Origin of the sequence: Lentzea aerocolonigenes, assembly GCF_000974445.1 — a bacterium.
GTDB lineage: Bacteria > Actinomycetota > Actinomycetes > Mycobacteriales > Pseudonocardiaceae > Lentzea > Lentzea aerocolonigenes.
In genome coordinates this window covers 211,451-228,969 of the sequence record NZ_BBOJ01000006.1, presented here as the reverse complement: position 1 = coordinate 228,969, position 17,519 = coordinate 211,451, and the positions used below count along the sequence as shown (strand labels likewise).

15 protein-coding genes are annotated in these 17,519 nt (G+C 68.6%); 13 read left to right on the top strand and 2 right to left on the bottom strand.

Going from position 1 to position 17,519, the window contains the following annotated elements:
• The first annotated feature begins 104 nt into the window (after nucleotides 1-104).
• The 10 genes from AOM45_RS13935 to AOM45_RS13890 all read left to right on the top strand — a co-directional run bounded on the left by AOM45_RS13935 (nucleotide 105) and on the right by AOM45_RS13890 (nucleotide 13,854).
• Nucleotides 105-1,148 carry a hypothetical protein gene (locus AOM45_RS13935; protein WP_051784804.1) on the top strand — a complete coding sequence of 348 codons (1,044 nt, stop codon included), beginning with the start codon at nucleotides 105-107 and terminating at the stop codon, nucleotides 1,146-1,148.
• A 67-nt stretch (nucleotides 1,149-1,215) separates the two neighbouring features.
• The gene (locus AOM45_RS13930) at nucleotides 1,216-2,313 is read left to right on the top strand and encodes an alpha/beta fold hydrolase (RefSeq protein ID WP_030473896.1); all 1,098 of its coding nucleotides are present in this window, start codon (nucleotides 1,216-1,218) and stop codon (nucleotides 2,311-2,313) included.
• Between the two features lie 2 nt (nucleotides 2,314-2,315).
• Entirely contained in the window at nucleotides 2,316-3,899 is a 1,584-nt protein-coding gene (locus AOM45_RS13925) for an FAD-binding oxidoreductase (protein WP_030473897.1), read from the top strand.
• Complete coding sequence (locus tag AOM45_RS13920; RefSeq protein WP_035913991.1) at nucleotides 3,896-6,319, top strand: GMC oxidoreductase; 2,424 nt, start codon at nucleotides 3,896-3,898, stop codon at nucleotides 6,317-6,319. The genes AOM45_RS13925 and AOM45_RS13920 overlap by 4 nt, the downstream gene beginning before the upstream one ends.
• Nucleotides 6,320-6,322: 3 nt before the next feature.
• Nucleotides 6,323-7,321: an NAD-dependent epimerase/dehydratase family protein gene (locus tag AOM45_RS13915; protein ID WP_030473899.1), complete on the top strand. Its 999-nt coding sequence runs from the start codon at nucleotides 6,323-6,325 to the stop codon at nucleotides 7,319-7,321.
• Between the two features lie 301 nt (nucleotides 7,322-7,622).
• Entirely contained in the window at nucleotides 7,623-10,460 is a 2,838-nt protein-coding gene (locus AOM45_RS13910; RefSeq protein ID WP_059362433.1) for a helix-turn-helix transcriptional regulator, read from the top strand.
• Nucleotides 10,461-10,559: 99 nt separating this feature from the next.
• The gene (locus AOM45_RS13905; protein ID WP_059362430.1) at nucleotides 10,560-10,943 is read left to right on the top strand and encodes a hypothetical protein; all 384 of its coding nucleotides are present in this window, start codon (nucleotides 10,560-10,562) and stop codon (nucleotides 10,941-10,943) included.
• A gap of 144 nt (nucleotides 10,944-11,087) precedes the next feature.
• Complete coding sequence (locus tag AOM45_RS13900) at nucleotides 11,088-12,653, top strand: S8 family serine peptidase (RefSeq protein ID WP_236703479.1); 1,566 nt, start codon at nucleotides 11,088-11,090, stop codon at nucleotides 12,651-12,653.
• Between the two features lie 172 nt (nucleotides 12,654-12,825).
• Complete coding sequence (locus AOM45_RS13895) at nucleotides 12,826-13,143, top strand: GYD domain-containing protein (RefSeq protein WP_030466705.1); 318 nt, start codon at nucleotides 12,826-12,828, stop codon at nucleotides 13,141-13,143.
• A 96-nt stretch (nucleotides 13,144-13,239) separates the two neighbouring features.
• On the top strand, nucleotides 13,240-13,854 hold the full coding sequence (locus AOM45_RS13890) for a cysteine hydrolase family protein (RefSeq protein WP_030466706.1): 615 nt from the start codon (nucleotides 13,240-13,242) through the stop codon (nucleotides 13,852-13,854).
• Nucleotides 13,855-13,986: 132 nt separating this feature from the next.
• Here the strand turns inward: AOM45_RS13890 and AOM45_RS53635 are convergent, their stop codons facing one another.
• Entirely contained in the window at nucleotides 13,987-14,691 is a 705-nt protein-coding gene (locus AOM45_RS53635; RefSeq protein ID WP_201779956.1) for an Ltp family lipoprotein, read from the bottom strand.
• On the opposite strand from AOM45_RS53635, the gene AOM45_RS13880 reads away from it, so the two are divergent.
• The 3 genes from AOM45_RS13880 (at nucleotide 14,690) to AOM45_RS13870 (ending at nucleotide 16,585) form a co-directional block, all read left to right on the top strand.
• Nucleotides 14,690-14,983 carry a cytochrome ubiquinol oxidase subunit I gene (locus AOM45_RS13880; RefSeq protein WP_081902000.1) on the top strand — a complete coding sequence of 98 codons (294 nt, stop codon included), beginning with the start codon at nucleotides 14,690-14,692 and terminating at the stop codon, nucleotides 14,981-14,983. The two genes, AOM45_RS53635 and AOM45_RS13880, sit on opposite strands and share 2 nt — an antisense overlap.
• Nucleotides 14,984-15,262: 279 nt before the next feature.
• The gene (locus tag AOM45_RS13875) at nucleotides 15,263-15,886 is read left to right on the top strand and encodes a DUF4360 domain-containing protein (RefSeq protein WP_030466709.1); all 624 of its coding nucleotides are present in this window, start codon (nucleotides 15,263-15,265) and stop codon (nucleotides 15,884-15,886) included.
• 57 nt (nucleotides 15,887-15,943) lie between these two features.
• Nucleotides 15,944-16,585 (top strand): DUF4360 domain-containing protein, encoded by a 642-nt coding sequence (locus AOM45_RS13870; protein ID WP_059362427.1) that lies wholly within the window; start codon nucleotides 15,944-15,946, stop codon nucleotides 16,583-16,585.
• A gap of 167 nt (nucleotides 16,586-16,752) precedes the next feature.
• Here the strand turns inward: AOM45_RS13870 and AOM45_RS13865 are convergent, their stop codons facing one another.
• On the bottom strand, nucleotides 16,753-17,454 hold the full coding sequence (locus AOM45_RS13865) for a DUF4386 domain-containing protein (protein WP_030466711.1): 702 nt from the start codon (nucleotides 17,452-17,454) through the stop codon (nucleotides 16,753-16,755).
• Nucleotides 17,455-17,519 lie beyond the last annotated feature (65 nt).

Sequence of the window (17,519 nt, the reverse complement as noted above, 5' to 3'; positions counted from 1 at the left end):
GCTGTCGCTGCCTGATAGCTTTGGGCGTCTCTCTATTGCGGAACGTGAATGCCGACGGTGATGGGACCAGTGTGAGCCGCAGCAAAACTGCCACCAAGTTGGCTGTGATCTTCGTTCACGGTGTCGAGATCAACAATCCGCGCTTCGCCGACGGCGCCACGGCCAGGTTGAAGAAGGCTTTTGCCCGTTACTCCGGGGTCGACCCGGACGAAGCACTGGTCCTCAAACCCGCTTTCTGGGCGCCGGAACTGGACGCCGGCCACGACGAGCTGCTGAACCGGCTCGGCGGGGGCGGAGCCACCTGGTTCTTCCGCATGCTCAGCCGGTGGGCCACGGCCACGGACGCCGGCTCCGGCCTCGCGCTGGCGGCGCTGGTTCTCAGCGGCCTGGTCCGGCGCCTGCCAGGGGCTCGCGATTTCCGCTTTCCGACGATGCGCTGGCTCGCGGTCCACTACGTCGGTGACGCGGTCGCGTACCAGATCAACTCCTCCGAGCGGGAGCTTTACGACCGGGTGCACGCTGTGATCGCGCGAACGTTGACCGAACTGGCCGCCGAGGCCGGTGAGAAGGCTCCGCTGTGCGTGATCGCGCACAGTCTGGGATCGGTGGTCGCCAGCAACTTCTTCTACGACCTCGAAGTCGAGGCGGGCTGCTACGGAGAACCGCGGAAGTCGAAGGGCCGCCGGGTTGCGCGCAGCCTCGGCTCCAGTCCGGTCGAGCGCGGTGAAACGCTCGGTTTCCTGTACACGCTCGGCAGCCCGATGGCGTTGTGGGCGGCCCGACTGCCCGACCGCGGCACGCCGTTGATCGTCCCGCACCCGCGCGCCGCCCACCACCACCCGCGGATCAAGGGCGAGTGGGTGAACGTCTACTCCCCCGACGACGTCATCAGCTCCCCGCTGAAGCAGTTGAACGACCGGTACGACCGGCAGGTCGCCGAGGATCGCCGGCTGTCGGTGGGGCCGTGGTGGTTGTCCTGGAGTCCGATGTCGCACCCCTGGTACTGGAACGACGACAGGGTCATCGACCCGATCGCCAAGTCCCTGGCAGACGCCTGGCACGCGTTGCGAGCCGAGGGCAACGGGGCATCGGAGACGAGGGGGGTGGATGCCGGCGTCACCACGCTGCCGCTCGGCCGCCGGCGCTGACCGACGGTTCGGCCGGCAACTCGTCCCGTTGTCGTAACAACTCTCTCCCAAGATTGCGGTGGTAGCCGTGCAGCGTGAGATTCCGTTGTTCACCCTCACCGGCGTCCAGGACGCCGAGATCACCGAGCATCCGGTCACGACAGCCGACGGTCTCGGGCTCCACCTCACCAGATTCCACCGTGACGAGTCCGACGACATCGTCCTCGTCATCCACGGACTGACGACCTCGACCGACATGTTCATCATGCCCGAGCACGAGAACCTCGTCTCTTACCTGCTGGGCAACGGATTTCCGGACGTCTGGACGCTCGACTACCGGATGAGCAACCGGCTTCCGTACAACCGGTCGATGCATCGCTACACCATGGACGACATCGCGTTGTACGACTATCCGGCGGCGTTGGACGAGCTGCGCCGCGTCGTCGGTAACGACCGGCAGATTCACGTCATAGCGCACTGTCTGGGTTCCGTGTCGTTCATGATGAGCCTTTTCAGCGGTGTGGTCGGGAACATCGCGAGCGTCATCGCCAACAGCGCCGCGCTGACGCCACGGGTGCCGAACTGGTCGCGGATCAAGCTCGCCGTCGCGCCGAACCTCGTGGAACGGGTGCTGGGGCAGCCGTACCTCGATGCCGCGGCCGGGTCCGGACCGCGCTTCTCGCGCGGTTGGCTGCTGTCCAAAGTGGTCGATCTCGTCCACCGGGAGTGCGATGTTCCCGCGTGCCACATGCTGAGCCTCATGTGGGGCACCGGGTGGCCCGCGCTCTACAGCCACGACAACCTGTTGCCCGTCACGCACCGCCGCGGCGGTGACCTCTACGGCGCGACCGGGCTGCACTACTACCGGCACGTGTCGAAGATGGTCAACGCGGGCCGGGCGGTGAAATACGACGACAACAACCCGGCGCACGCACGTCTGCCCCACGACTACCTGGCTGGCGCGGCGGACATCACGACGCCGGTGCTGCTCACCACCGGCGACGACAACCGGGTCTTCGCCGACTCCAACATCGTCTGCTGGCAGCGGCTCAACGAGGTGGCGCCGCGCAGGCACGAGCTCAGGGTGTTTCCCGGCTACGGGCACCAGGACGTGTTCATGGGCAAGGACGTGAGCCGGGAAGTGTTCCCGGAGATGCTCGAATTCCTCAAGAGGCAGGGGAGCTGACCATGGCAGGCAGGAACGGTGCCGGCAGGGGCACGAAGCCCGGTAACCACCAGAAGTACGTGCCGACGAGCCACGACGGCATCAGTCACGACTCCCTCGCCAACCTGGGCCAGGACTGGTCGCTGGTCGCCGACCCCGGTATGAAGCCGCGGCCGCCGTTCAAGGTCTACCTGCCGCGCACCACCGAGGACGTGGTGACGGCCGTGCGTGAATGCCGTGACGCGGGTGTCCAGCTGGTCGTGCGCGGTCATGCCCACTCCAGCAACGACCTGGTGACTCCCGACCACGGCACGGTCCTGCTCACCGATCTGCTGAACGGTGTGCTGGACGTCGACCCGCTCGACCTCACGGTCACCGTCCAACCGGGAGCCCGGCTCGCGATGGTCGACGAGGTGCTGTCCGAACACGGATTCGGCCTGAAGGTGATCGGCGACCACGACCACATCACGGCGGCCGGCTTCGCCTCGGTGGGCGGCATCAGCCCCGCCTCGCACCGCCACGGCATTTTTCTCGACACCGTTCTCGCGCTCGAATACGTCGACTGGACGGGCGAGGTGCACCGATGCGGGCGGGAGCAGGACCTCGACCAGATGCTCAAGGTGCTCGGCGGGACCGGGCGGCACGGTGTCATCACCGAACTGACCCTGACCGTCGAGGTGGTGGACAAGTTCCGCACGATCCTGCGCAACGAGCGCCACATCACGACCTCGCTCGACGAGTTCGTGCGCTACTCGTCGCGCATGATCCGGAATCCGGGTGACGCGGTCATGGAACGCGGAGTGTGGGCCGACTTCGAGGTGCCCGGCCTCCGCGACGTCAGCGACCTCAGCCTGCGCGTCGGCCAGTTCTCCTCCTACCACCCGACCTCGCAGAATCCGGTGAAGACGCTGTGGAACCGCGTTGCCTACGGGTACCAGCAGGCGATCGGGGCCGTCGCAGGCCGGCTTCCTGCGGCGATGGACAACCTGCTGAAGTACGTCGGCATGGGCTGCATCATCCTGAGCCCGCGGTACGGCAACCACAAGAACGTCGAGCGGTTCACCGACCAGATCCTCGACTCGACGGTCGGCGACCCCACCCGGATGTTCGTCGTGCTCGGGCCGGTCGAGCGGTACGAGAACCTGTTCTACGCGCTGAACGACCTCGTCGTGAAGGAACGGCGCCGCAGCGGGGCGATCACGTTCATCTCCGTCTACGTGAAGTCGATCCGCTCGCGCTACCTCAGCGGCCCGCAGGCGTGGGGCCTCGCCGGTGAGGAGCGGGAGCCGGGGCGCTTCTGCGAGCTGATGCTCTACGTCGGGGTGCGGCCGGAGAAGATGACACGCGCCGTGACGGCCCGGCTGGTCGCGGAGGTGGACGAGATCTGCCTCGCCCACGGTGCGTTCCGCTATCTGCACACGCTGACCAGCACCGACCCGACCAAGCTCGCCCAACTCGATCCGAACGCGCTCTACGGCGGCCGCGAGTTGCCCGTCGGGCGCCGCAACGGGCAGGCGAAGGTCGCCAAGCCCGGCGGACAGCGGATCACCGCGGTCAACACGCGCACTCCGCGCGGCCGCAAGCAGGTCGAGGAGGCGGTGGGTTGAGCGGGCCGCGGGAGCGAACGAGCGTCGAACACGTCAACGCGGTCGTGGTCGGTTCCGGTTTCGGTGGCTCCGTCGCCGCCTACCGGCTGGCCGAAGCGGGTCAGTCCGTGGTCCTGCTCGAACGGGGCAGGCCGTACCCGCCGGGGAGTTTCCCGCGCACGCCCGCCCAGATGGGCAAGGCGTTCTGGGATCCCGGTGCCGACCTGCACGGGTTGTTCGACGTGTGGCGTTTCGGCGGCTTCGACTCGGTGGTGTCCAGCGGGCTCGGGGGAGGCTCGCTGATCTACGCGAACGTGCTGCTGCGAAAGGACGAGAAGTGGTTCGTCCGGGAGGACCCGCTGCCCGGCGGCGGCTACGAGCACTGGCCGGTCACCCGGGCCGATCTCGACCCGCACTACGACGCCGTCGAGAAGATGCTCGGTGCCACGCGTTACCCGTTCGACGCGGCACCGCACCGATCCACCCGCAAGACGCACGCGATGATCCAGTTCGCGGAACGGAACGGGCTGGACTGGCAGTTGCCTCCGCTCGCGGTCAGCTTCGCCCCGGCGCTGGGCGCCGAACCCGGTATGGGACTGCCGATCGCCGAGCCCGCCTACGGCAACATCCACGGCGTGCCGCGCCGGACGTGCCGTCTGGTGGGGGAGTGCGACATCGGCTGCAACGACGGGGCGAAGAACAGCCTCGACCACACCTATGTGTCCGCTGCCGCTCACCACGGCGCGGACGTGCGCACAGGTTGCGAGGTAAGAGGAATCGCGCCGCTTCCCGAGGGCGGCTACACGGTGGCGTTCGTCCGCCACGACTTCGACGGCGACGGCGCTCCCGCTCCCGCGCGCAGCCTGCCGGTGCACCGCATCACCTGCGACCGGCTCGTGCTCGGCGCAGGTGCCTACGGCACGACGTTCCTCCTGCTGCGCAACAGGGCTGCGCTGACCGGTCTGAGCCCGACCCTCGGCAGCCGGTTCTCCGGCAACGGCGACCTGCTCACGTTCGTCGTGCCGGAACCGGGCAAGGTCAGCGCGCCGCTGGACGCGAGCTTCGGCCCGGTGATCACGACCGCGGTGCGCGTCGACGACGCCACCGACGGGACAGGCCGTGGCTTCTACCTCCAGGACGGCGGGTATCCGGGCTTCACCGACTGGTTGCTCCAGTCGACCGACCTGACCGGCTCGGTGTTCCGGTTCGGCGAGTTCGCCACCAGGTGGGCGTTGAACCTGCTGAGCCGGTCTCCGCAGACCAACATCAGCAAGGAGGTCTCGCGCCTGATCGGCAGCGGTGCGCTGTCCGCGGGTTCGTTGCCGTTGCTGGGAATGGGACGAGATGTGCCGGACGGTTGGATGCGCCTGCGCGACGGGATGCTCGACATCCGGTGGAGCACCCGGACCAGCAAGGAGTACTTCCGCCGGGTCCGCGACACGATGCGGGAGTTGTCGGACTCGCTCGGCGCCGGGTTCCTCGACAACCCGATCTGGTTCTTCCGGCGCATCGTCACCGTGCACCCGCTCGGTGGTGCCCCGATGGGCCGCGGTGACGGCGAGGGGGTCTGCGACTCCTACGGTGAGGTCTTCCACCACCCGGGGCTGTTCGTGGCCGACGGCGCCGCCATGCCCGGACCGGTCGGCGCGAACCCGTCGCTGACCATCGCCGCCCACGCCGATCGCATGGCCGAGCACATCCTGCAGCAGCCGAAGCGGCGCCGACAGGCGCCTCGTCGGCGGGCACCACGCCGCCAGCCCGTGCCGGCGCGCAGGTCAGTGGTGATCCGCGCCCCCGCCCAGGCCGGGCGTTCGACCTCGTTGGCGTTCACCGAGGAGATGAAGGGGTTCTTCGACTTCGCCGCGACCGACCTCCGCGGTGGCCTCGCCTCGGGCAAGGCCAAGGACCAGGCGTTGATGTTCCGCCTCACCATCACCACCGACGACGTCGACACCTTCATCCGCGTGCCGAGCCACGTCGCGCAGGCGACCGGATACGTGGAGTCGGACGTGCTCGGCGGACGACTGCCGGTGCAGGCGGGCTGGTTCAACCTGTTCACGGCGGGCGCCGCGGCGGACTCGCGGTCGATGCGGTACCGGCTGCACTTCGCCGACGGTGTCGGCAATCCGCTCACGCTGAGCGGGTTCAAGGACATCCGCCCCGGCTCGCCGCTGCGTATTTGGCCCGACACCTCGACGCTCTACTACCGCGTCCTCACCGGGCACGTCGACGAGAAGCACGAAGCCGACGCGCCGGTCGTCGGCGCGGGCGTGCTGCGCATCCTGGAGGCGGACTTCCTGCGCCAGCTCACGACGTTCCGCACCAACGGCCCGACGGCACTCCCGGCGCTGACCGAGTTCGGCCAGTTCTTCCTCGGGCAGCTCTGGAGTGTCTACGGTCCCCAGTTCAGGGCCAACGCCCTGCAAGTCGCGACGGGGTGACCCATGCACGTCTTCCTCACCGGCGGATCCGGCTTCGTGGGAGGTGCGGTGCTGCGCGCACTGCGCGAGCGAGGCGACACCGTGGCCGCGCTCGCCCGCTCCGAGAACGCCGCCAACGCGGTTCGCGACGGCGGCGCCACCCCCGTCGTGGGCGATCTCGACGACCACGCGGCCCTGCGCTTGGGATGCCGTGACGCCGACCTGATCGTGCACGCGGCCGCCAAGCTGAGCGGCGGTCCCCGCGAGCACACGGCGTTTCGCCGGGTCAACGTCTTCGGTACCGCGAACGTGCTGGCGGCCGCACGTGCCGAGCAGGTCCCCGCGCTGGTCCACCTCTCGACCGAACAGGTGGTGCTCGGCCGTCGGCCTCTGATCGGCGTGGACGAGACCCAGCCCTATCCACATCAGCACCCCGGGTCGTACGCCGAGACCAAGGCCGAGGCGGAGCGACTGGTGCTCGCCGCGGGCGACGACGGCTTCCGGACGGTGGCGGTCCGGCCCCGCCTCGTGTGGGGCGCGGGCGACCGCACCGTGCTGCCGGCACTCGTCGCCGCGGCCCGGTCCGGGCGACTGCGCTGGGTCGACGGCGGACGCTATCCGACATCGACCTGTCACGTCCGCAACGTCGTGGAGGGCGCGCTGGCGGCCGCCGAGCGCGGGACGACGGGCGCCGCCTACTTCCTCACCGACGGCGAGCCGATGGAGTTCCGGACGTTCATCACCGCGTTGCTGGACACGCAGGGTGTGCCCGCGCCGACGGGCACGATGCCCCGTCCGGTCGCGAGTGCGGCGGCGACCGCGTGCGACGTGCTGTGGCGCCTGCTGCCCCTGCCGGGCGAACCTCCGCTCAGCCGGACCCTCCTGCTGGACGTCCTCAGCGCGTGCACGGTTTCCGACGCACGTGCCCGCGCCGAGCTCGGCTACGCCGGCCAGGTCCGCGTCGCGGACGGCCTCGCGGAGTTGCGCGGAGACCCGGTGACCGAGCCCGGTGCCGGTCGTTGAGGCGCCCCGATCACTGCGCGCTGCCGGTCACGACCACACGGCATCCGGCCAGTCTCACGGGCCCTTGACGACCCGCGCAACGGACGGCGCGTTCGGCCTTGCCCCTCCTGACGTCCGGTGCGAACGGAACCGGGAAAGGAGTAGGACGGGCTGGGCCGGCTCACGGCTCTTGCAGGTCGGCGCGGTCCACGCGGGCTGCTCCCAAGGCCCATCGGCTCTGCCTTCTCTGAGGCCTGCGCACACGCTCGGCGGGGTGAGCGGACGTTGAGCAGTCCCGGCGGTGGGAATGCACACTTCGTCCATGGCTCCGGTGGCCCGGCCGCGGGTGGCCAGTCCGGTGATGATCGGGCGCGAGCCCGAGTTGGCCGCTCTGGTCGAGCTGGTTCACGCGCTGAGACCGGACGTTGCCGCGACGGCACTGGTAAGCGGTCGAGCCGGGATGGGGAAGACGCGGCTGATCGCGGAGGCGTCGCGCCGGTGGCGCGAGGAGGGGGCGCGGACCCTGATCGGCCGCTGTGTGCCGGTCGAAGGCACGCCGTACGCCCCGCTGGTCACGAGCCTGCGAGCAGCGCTCCCGTCGAACGCTCCGCTGCTGCGCATGCTCGCCTCCCAGCACGCCGTGAGCCGACAGGAGCTCTTCGACGCCCTGGGATCGGCGCTCGCCGGGCTGTCGGCGCGCGCTCCTCTGATCCTGGTCGTCGAGGACCTGCACTGGTCCGATCGCGCAACTCGCGACGCCCTGACCTACGTCCTCACTCAGCCTTTCGGTGGGCGCTTGGGCATGGTGGGCACATACCGCTCTGAGCGTTCGGCGTCCCCTGCGGACCTCAGCGGGTTCGCCGATGCGTTGTCCCGCGATGGCCCCATCACCTGGCTCACGCTCGAGCCGCTCACCCCGGCGCAGGTCGGGGACCTGGCCGTCGCGATCACCAGGGCGCGGCCGACTTACCTGGAGTCGGCGAGCCTGCACCGGAGGACCGGAGGCATCCCACTCCTCGTGGAGGAGGTGCTGGCGCTGGGAGGCACCGGCTTGCCGGACCACCTGCGCGCGATCTTCGTGACCCGGGTCGCCGAGCAGGGGGGCGCGGTGGCGGCAGCCCTCCAGGTCGTGGCTGTGGCCGGACACTGCGACGAGATGCTCGTGGCCGACGCCCTGGACGTCGACCTGCCGGGAGTCGCGGACGTGCTCGGCCGCGCTCGCGACGCCGATCTCGTGGTGGTCGACAGGGAGGGATACCGGTTCCGGCACGACCTGCTTCGTGAAGCCGCGTACGACGAGATACCTCCGGGCAGGCGCCGAGAGCTGCATCGCCGAGTCGCCGAGTTGCTGTCTTCGAGGGGAACCGTCGACCCCGCAGTCCTCGCGGGCCACTGGCACCTGGCCGGGGATCGCGAGCGCGTCGCGGTGACGAGCATGGCCGCGGCCGAGCAGGCTGAGCTGGTGCACGCGCCCGTTGCGGCGCACCACCACTACGAGCGGGTGGTGGACGCATGGCCCGAGCTAGGTGCGCCCGCACGGCGGACGTGCGGCCCGCGAGATGAACTGCTTCGCCGTGCGGCGTACGCGGCGGACCGGGCCGGCATGTTCGCCCGAGCAGTAGAACTCACGGAGCTGCGAGTCGTAGCGGGAGGGGGCACCCCGGCAGATCATGCTCTGCGCTGGGAGCGGCTGGGGCGCTACCGCTGGGAAGCGGGAGACGGCCACGGCTCGCGTGCGGCGTACGAGCAGGCGGTGCGCGTGCTGCCGGCCGACGCGCCGGCGGCGGTACGAGCCACGGTGCTGTCCGGCCTCGCCTGGCACCTGGCTCAGAGCTTCCGCTCCGAGGAGGCGAAGCCGCTGGTCGCCGAGGCGCTCGCGGCGTGTGAGACCGTCGACGATCCGGGCGTGCGGTGGCAGGTGCACCTCGCGCAGGGAATCGCCTGGCTCGGCACCGGCACCGGTCACGCGGCGTTGGCGGAGTCGTGCCGCCTGGCGACCGCGGTCGGGGCCGGGGAACGGGTGGTGTTCAGCCGGCTGTGGCTCAACATCAGCGAACAGCGGCGCGGGCGGGACGCCGAGCGAGAACCGAACCTCCGCACCGCCCTGCGCGCGGCCGCGGCGGAAGGACTCGCATCGGGCATGGAGGCAGCGCCGCGCTACATGCTCGCGGAGTTCCTCGGTGAGACCGGCCGGTGGGACGAGGCCGTCGAGGAACTCGAGTTGAACGTGGGCCGCCTCCACGTCACCGGTGTGCCGGCGCTGTTCTCGTGGGGGTACTTGGCACGGCTCACCGCACTTCGGGGTGACCTGGTCGCGGCCGAGCAGGCACTGGAACGGACCCGCGTGCTCACCGCGCGTGCGCCGCAACAGCCGGTGCCGCTCGCGGCGGCACTGGTCGGCCGCGCCGAGCGGCTGCTGTGGGAGGCACGCGTCGACGAGGCTGTCGCGGTCGCCCGGGAGGCGGTCCAGCTCGGGTCGGTGGACGCGTACGAAGCCGCGGAGCCACTCGCTGTGCTGTGCCGGGCCGAGGCCGACCGTGCCGAGCAGCGAGTACGGCACGGTTCAGTTCCAGACGCCGGCGTTCACGGCGGTCTGTCCACGCGGCTGAACAGTGTCCGTCCGCATCCGGCCCCTCGTGTCCGGGCGTTCGTCGCCACCTGTGAGGCCGAGCTCCGCCGACTCTGCGGGGAGCGGTCGGCCGCGCCGTGGGAGGCCGCTGTCCAGGCGTGGCAGGTCGCCGGAGATCCTTACCGGGAGGCGTGTGCCCGCTGGCGCCTGGCGTGGGCACTGACGGCGGACCGGTCCGGTCGTGCCGAGGCGGCCGCGCAGCTGGGACGGGCCCACGACACCGCGACCCGGCTGGGTGCGCTGCCCTTGGCGCGTGCTGCCGAGCGCTTCGCCACCAGGGCCCGCCTTCCACTCGGGCCGAGTCGGCCGGTGCGCGAGGAGCCGTCCCTCGTCGCAGGCCTGACCGCGCGTGAGATGGAGGTGTTGCCCCTTCTCGCCGCCGGGCACAGCAACGCCGAGATCGCCCAGATCCTGGTCATGAGCCCTCGCACCGCAGGTGTTCACGTCTCCCGCATCCTGCACAAGCTGGGCGCGACGCGGAGAGCGCAGGTCGCTGGTCTCGCGCGACGTACCGGCCTCCTCGAAGCGTGACCGGACCCGGTGGGAGTACGTCGTCTGACAGATGTCCTCGGTTCGGACCCGCTCGTAGCGTCGAAGCCGGCCAACGAACACGACCACGAGGAGCACTCGATGTCCGGTCCATTCATCGTGATCAGCAAGTCCCGGATCCGGCTGGGCAAGGCGGAGGCCTACGGAGACTGGTGCGCGGACATGTTCGCCGACGTCATGGAGCAGGAGCCCCGGCTGCTGGCGTTCAACCAATGGGAGTCCGAGGACCGCACGACCTCGGTCGTCATCCAGGTGCACCCGGACGCGGAGTCGTTCGAGTACCACCTGAAGCTGTTCGGCGAGCGCGTGCGGGAGTCGTTCGAGTACGCCGAGCTCGATGCGATCGAGATCTACGGCCCGCCCAACCCGTTTGCGGAACAGTTCATCAACCACGGCCTCGACGGCGTGCAGGTGACCAGCCACCCGCGGCACACCGTCGGCTTCACCAGGTTGACCGAGGCCTAGTTCTACTGCCCCGAGAGGTGCAGGAACGCGGCTCGCGGGTGGAATTCGCCGCAACCGTAGGGCAACCGAACACGACCGGGTCGCGCTACCGCGGGCTCTGAACCTTGTGACATCGAAGCGGTCGATGTGCACAAGGGAGTCTCAGTGATCACAACGCGTGTGGTGGCGGCAGCGGCGACGTTCGGTATCGCGGTGCTGGGTCTGCTCGGTGCGGGTGGCGTGGCCAGCGCCTCGGCGGCCGAGGGCGAGATCCGGCCGGTGCCCGGTGCCACGGTCGTGGGCGGCCGCTACATCGCGGTGTTCAAGGACGGCACGACCGGTGCCGCGGGTGAGCTCGCGGGCCGGTTCGGCGGCAGGCTGCGCAGCACCTGGTCCTCCGCGCTCAACGGCTTCTCCGTGGAGATGACCGAGGCCCAGGCCCGCCGGCTGGCCGCGGACCCGCGCATCGCCTACGTGCAGCCGGTCACCGAGGTCCGCATGACCGACACCCAGACCGCCGCCACCTGGGGCCTGGACCGCACCGACCAGCGCACCCTGCCGCTGGACGGCAAGTACTCCTACGCCACGACCGCGGGCAACGTCACCGCCTACATCCTCGACACCGGTATCCGCACCAGCCACGCCGAGTTCGGTGGCCGGGCCCGTGTCGGGTTCGACGCCGTGGGTGACGGCTACAACGGTCAGGACTGCCAGGGCCACGGCACCCACGTCGCGGGCACCGTCGGCGGCGCCACCTACGGCATGGCCAAGCAGGTGAAGCTGGTGGCGGTGCGGGTGCTGGGCTGTCAGGGCAGTGGTACCAGCGAGCAGATCGTCAACGGCATCAACTGGGTCACCCAGAACGCCGTCAAGCCCGCCGTGGTCAACATGAGCCTCGGTGGCGGCGCGAACTCCGCGATCGACCAGGCCGTGCGCAACTCCATCGCCTCCGGCCTCACCTACGCCGTCGCCGCCGGCAACGGCAACGCCCAAGGCGTGCAGCAGGACGCCTGCACCGTCTCCCCCGCCCGCGTGAGCGAGGCCATCACGGTCGGCGCGGTGGACAAGACCGACACCAAGGCCTCCTTCTCCAACTACGGCACCTGCGTCGACCTGTTCGCCCCCGGCGTGTCCATCACCTCCTCCACCCGCACCTCCGACACCTCCACCGGCACCATGTCCGGCACCTCGATGGCCACCCCCCACGTCGCCGGCGCCGCGGCCCTGCACCTGGCGGCCAACCCGGCCGCCACCCCCGCCGAGGTCCGTGCGGCCCTGGTCGGCTCCGCCACCACCGGCCTGGTGCGCAACGCCGAGACCGGCTCGCCCAACACGCTGCTGCACGTCGGCACCACCCAGACCACCCCCGCGCCGGCTCCGGCTCCGTCGGTGTTCGCCAACACCACCAACGTCTCCATCCCCGGCACCGGCACGATCACCAGCCCCATCACCGTCACCGGCCGCACCGGCAACGCCCCCACCACCCTCAAGATCACCGTCGACATCAAGCACACCGCCCGCGGCGACCTCCAGCTCGACCTGCTCGCCCCCGACGGCACCGCCTACCGGCTGCGCAACGCCTCCCTGACCGACACCACCGACAACCTCAACGTCACCTACACCCTCAACGCCTCCACCGAGCTGGCCAACGGCACCTGGAAGCTGCGGGTGCAGGACGTCTACCGCACCTCTGACACCGGCTACCTCGACGCCTGGCAGCTCAACTTCTGACACCACCGCCAGACCGCCCCGCCTGGCCACCGTTCCGGTGGCCAGGCGGGGCTTTTCGCGGGCCCGGCACGCTGCCTTTCGGTGTTCACCCGTTCGAGTGGTGATCAGTCGACGGCGGACCTACCTTTCAGCGGGGGAGCACCGCAACGACTGGGGAACGACGAGGTGCACCATGGCGAAATTCCTGATTCACGGCAGGTACACGCAGGCCGGCTACCAGGGGCTGGTCAAAGAGGGCTTCGGCGCGCGTGAGGCCTACATCCGCACCCTCATGGAATCTGTCGGAGGGAAGGTCGAGGCGTTCTACTTCACCTACGGCCAGGACGACGTGATCGTCCTCATCGACGCTGATGTCTCGGCGGCCGCGGCGATCTCGCTCGCGGTCAACCAGAGCGGCAGTGTCGAACTCAGCACAACCCCGCTGCTGACCGCCGCGGACATGGACGAGGCGCGGGCCAAGGTTCCGGACTACCGGGCACCCGGAGTTTGATGGCGCGGTGCGCGCTGCTGGGTGGACAACGCGAGGAGGTGCTGAACACCCGGTCCGGTGATTGCCGCAGATGCGTCGCGGACGTTCGATGAGCGGATGAGCGAACTGACGCTGGACCCGAAGACGACCGCGGTGGTGCTGATCGAGTATCAGAACGACTTCACCAGTGAGGGCGGCGTGCTGCACGGCGCGGTGTCCGAGGTGATGGACAAAACCGGAATGCTCGACAAGACCATCGCGGTCGTGTCCGCGGCCCGGGCCGCCGGGGCGACGATCATGCATGCGCCGATCACGTTCGCGCAGGGCTACCACGAGATCTCGGCGCACCCGTACGGAATCTTGAAGGGGGTCGTGGACGGTAACGCGTTCGTGAAGGACAGCTGGGGCGCGGCGATCACCGACCAGCTCGCCCCGCAGGACGGCGACATCGTGGTGGAGGGCAAGCGCGGGCTGGACACGTTCGCCAGCACCAACCTCGACTTCATGCTGCGCAGCAAGGGCATCACGACGATCGTGCTCGGCGGGTTCCTGACGAACTGCTGCGTCGAGTCGACCATGCGCACCGGTTACGAGAACGGCTACCGCGTCATCACGCTGACCGACTGCGTGGCCGCCACCTCACAGGCCGAACACGACAACGCGATCACGTTCGACTACCCGATGTTCTCCCTTCCCGTCAGCGCTGATCAGGTCATCGCCGCATTGGCCTGACCATCGTCGGGCACCAGCACGCACCAGCACGCACCAGCTCGAAGCTCGGCGGGACCACGACCGGACGGGTCCGTCCCGCCGAGCGGCGGGTGTCTCGCCGAGCGGCCACGTCTGTTCGCGCACGCCGAATCCTCAGTCGTCCAGATGAGCCAGAGCATAATCAGCTTCTGCCTGGGTGAATTTCTCGCCGTACTCGGACGTCAGCTGATCATGAATAGCTGCCGGAGACATGTGCATGTTGTTCTGGTAACTTTTCGCGCTGGCCAGCGCTTGCGCATTCCAATCAACCTTCACGTTGTCGACTGCGTACTGGGCGGCGGCCGCAGAGAACTTCTCGCCGTGCTCGGAAGTGAGCTGATCGTAGACACCTCGCTTGGACATGTGCATTAGATTGGCGTATGACTCGGCCTGCTTGAGCGCCGATTTGTGCTCGATCGGCACGGCCGGCTTGGTTTCGGTCGTTGTCACGACCGGGGGCGGTGTTGTTGTGGCTGGGGGAGGAGGTGTTGCGTTGGTCGTAGCAGTAGTCGGCGACGTTTCATGTTTGGCCTGCCCTGTCTGCACGGTTTGCATTGATGAGCCCAACAGGCCGATGAGCGCAATCAGGGTGAAAAGCCCGCCGACGGTGGCGATCACAATCTTGGCAGCCTTCTTCATACTTCCCTCCAGGTGGGTTGACACGTCAGGCTCGCCGTCTGGGGTGCCAAGAAATCGATTCATGGGCTTCTCGGGCAGGACCTGCTCGACGTGAACAGCGGCAACTCGGCGCGTCCGATCAGCTGCCGCTGCAAGGTTCACCTCATCAGGTGAACGCATCGGAGCGGCGGTGATCGCCATGGAAGCGGACTGGATCATCGCTGAGGTTGGCCGGTGGCCGTGGGTGGTCTACGGCATCCTGCGCACCGCCGACGCGGCGAGCCCCGCAGCGGGCCCGGTGGCGGTGGTGGGCGTCTACACCGTGCTCGCGGCCTTCACCGTGGTAGTGCTTGAATCTCAGATCGCGAGTTGTTCGTTCAGTCGGGACAGCGACGGGGTGGTTGTCGCCGTTCACGCTCATCAGGAAATCCATCGCGTCTGGCGTCTCCTCGGTGTTGATCTCGAAGCACTCGATTCCTCCACGGTCGAGTGAACCTTTCAGGATCCGGCATAAGAACAGCTGCAGCACGAGGTCTCGTATACGACCAGATCCCGACAACATGCAGCAGGTCACATCTTGCGTTCGAGCATTTTCGCCGCCAGGTTTCGACGACTCGAACGGGCCCGTCGTCGCCGTGCGAGCAATCAACAAGTCCTCTCGGTCAACATTTCAAGAAGTCCAGCCACACCCATTCGGACCTTCTTGGCGAGATTTCAAATATCGCCTGACTTCCGCCCGCTGATACCACACCTTCGGAAAGAAAGGCTTGCCATGCTGAAAACGATAGCGGCTGCTGCCCTCGTGCTGACTGCGATACTCACCGCGCCTGCTGCACAGGCAGCTCCCGATGTTCCCGATTACGTCAGGATCGACGTGGTCACGGTGAACGGGTCCGGCTGCCCGGCCGGCACCGCGGCGGTCGCGCCCGCTGACGACCGCACGGCATTCACGGTCACCTACAGCGACTACCTGGCCCAAGCCGGACAGGGCTCGTCGCCAACGGACTTCCGCAAGAACTGCCAGCTCAACATCAGAGTGAGCTATCCGCAGGGCTTCACGTACGGCATCGCTCAGGCGGACTACCGCGGGTTCGCCCATCTGGAGGCGGGCGCAACCGGCGTGGAGAAGGGCACCTACTACTTCCAGGGCATGTCGCAGAGCGCGAGCCGCACCCACAGCTTCTCCGGTCCGAAGAACGACAACTGGCAGGCCACCGACCGCGCCCAGGTGTGGGAAATCGTCTACGCGCCGTGCGGTCAAGTCCGCCACCTGAACATCAACACCGAACTGCGTGTGAACGCCGGGAGTTCGTCGAAGGCCAGCAGCTTCATGACGATGGATTCCACGGACAGCAGCGTGAGCACGAAGTACCAGTTCTCCTGGAAGCGCTGTTGACCAGGCACCAATTGCCGCCGCCCGTTCTTGGTTGAACTTCAGACGGAAAGGTGCCCCATGCTCAACACATTGGCCGCGGCCACGATCGCGGCGTCGACGATCATCATCCCGTCCGGTGGCGCCCCCGGCGACACGCCTCCGCCGGACCACATCACCATCGACCTCGTGACCATCAACGGCTCAGGCTGCAAGGCGGGAACGGCCGCCATAGCTGTGAGCCCGGACAACAAAGCGTTCACCGTCACCTACAGCGAGTTCATGGCTCAGGTCGGCCCGCAGGCCCTGCCGACCGACTTCCGCAAGAACTGCCAGCTGAACCTGCGCGTCAACGTGCCGCAAGGCTTCACCTACGGCATCGCGTCCACCGACTACCGCGGCTTCGCGCACCTCGAGCGCGGCGCCACGGCCCTGGAGAGGGCCAACTACTACTTCCAGGGCATGTCGCAAACGGCGTACAAGCAGCACAACTACAAGGGCCCGTTGAGCGAGGACTGGCAGGCGACCGACACGACCGCCCTGGCCGCGATCGTCTACCACCCGTGCGGTGAGAAGAGAAACTTCAACATCAACACGGAGCTGCGGGTCAACCAGGGCACTTCGGACAAGACGAAGACCAGCTTCATCTCGATGGACTCCACCGACGGGTCGATCGAGACGACCTACCACTTCGCGTGGAAGATCTGCCCACCGAGCCCCTGACCCTCACCCCGTGCCGGGCGCCCCGTGACGGGGTGCCCGGCACGGGGCGCCCAAGATCGTTTGACGTCCGGCCGAGTGACAGGCACAGTGCACATCCCTCTAGTCCCTGCCTGAGCCATGCGCCCCGGCCATAGGGCGTGTTTTCTCGCCTGGACCTCGTTCGCCTGTCAGCCGGCCGCTGGCACGGGTGCGGTCGGCGGACCTTCGTGCACAGCGTGGCGGCGGACGCCGCGGATGAGCAGGTAGCCGATCATCCAGAACTCGCCCACGGTCGCGGGAAGGGTCAGAGCGTCGGCGGCGAGAGGCACGGCGGGTGCGAGGTATTCGACGAACGTGCCGAGCAGGTACGCGGTGCCGCCGCCGATGAGGATCCAGCCGAGGGTGCGGGGCATCCAGCCGGAGCGGAGCACGCACCGGCCCATCGGGATGAGCCACAGGCCGAAGAACAGCGCTCCCACGCCCCACAGGTTGGTGCTGACCAGGTGCAGCAGTTGGACGGTGGCCGCCGTGTCCCCGATCGGGGCGACCGCGAGTCGGGCCGCCGTGGCCAGCATTGCCGCGCTGACGAGGATCGCGACGGCGTTGACGAGGCCGAAGGCGGCGACACCCGCGGCGGCGAGCGGGTCCGCGCTGCGGAACAAGCGGTAGAACCACGCCGCCGCCAGGGCTTGGGTGAGGACGACGAGCAGCTCGAAGGCGACGCCGACGCGGGCGAGCGCCTGGTGTCCGGCCAGGTTGGCGAGCGTCGCGCCGGGATCGTCGGTGACGAAGAGCTGCGGCTGGATCACCAGGAAGCCGAGCACGCCCGTGACGGCGAGGCCGAGGTAGAGCAGTCCGGTCGTGCGAGCGGTGCGGATCAGCGCGTGCATCGTGGCTCCTTCGGGGCCGAACGGGCTCGTGACGGTGATCAGATCCGATTCTTACATTGTAAGGT

Excerpts from the sequence above, each read along its gene's own strand:
- AOM45_RS13925 (WP_030473897.1), top strand. The coding sequence starts at position 2,316 with ATGGCAGGCAGGAACGGTGCCGGCAGGGGCACGAAGCCCGGTAACCAC.
- AOM45_RS13915 (WP_030473899.1), top strand. The coding sequence starts at position 6,323 with ATGCACGTCTTCCTCACCGGCGGATCCGGCTTCGTGGGAGGTGCGGTG.
- AOM45_RS13910 (WP_059362433.1), top strand. The coding sequence starts at position 7,623 with ATGGCTCCGGTGGCCCGGCCGCGGGTGGCCAGTCCGGTGATGATCGGG.
- AOM45_RS13905 (WP_059362430.1), top strand. The coding sequence starts at position 10,560 with ATGTCCGGTCCATTCATCGTGATCAGCAAGTCCCGGATCCGGCTGGGC.
- AOM45_RS13895 (WP_030466705.1), top strand. The coding sequence starts at position 12,826 with ATGGCGAAATTCCTGATTCACGGCAGGTACACGCAGGCCGGCTACCAG.
- AOM45_RS13890 (WP_030466706.1), top strand. The coding sequence starts at position 13,240 with ATGAGCGAACTGACGCTGGACCCGAAGACGACCGCGGTGGTGCTGATC.
- AOM45_RS13880 (WP_081902000.1), top strand. The coding sequence starts at position 14,690 with ATGGAAGCGGACTGGATCATCGCTGAGGTTGGCCGGTGGCCGTGGGTG.
- AOM45_RS53635 (WP_201779956.1), bottom strand. The coding sequence starts at position 14,691 with ATGGCGATCACCGCCGCTCCGATGCGTTCACCTGATGAGGTGAACCTT.
- AOM45_RS13875 (WP_030466709.1), top strand. The coding sequence starts at position 15,263 with ATGCTGAAAACGATAGCGGCTGCTGCCCTCGTGCTGACTGCGATACTC.
- AOM45_RS13870 (WP_059362427.1), top strand. The coding sequence starts at position 15,944 with ATGCTCAACACATTGGCCGCGGCCACGATCGCGGCGTCGACGATCATC.
- AOM45_RS13865 (WP_030466711.1), bottom strand. The coding sequence starts at position 17,454 with ATGCACGCGCTGATCCGCACCGCTCGCACGACCGGACTGCTCTACCTC.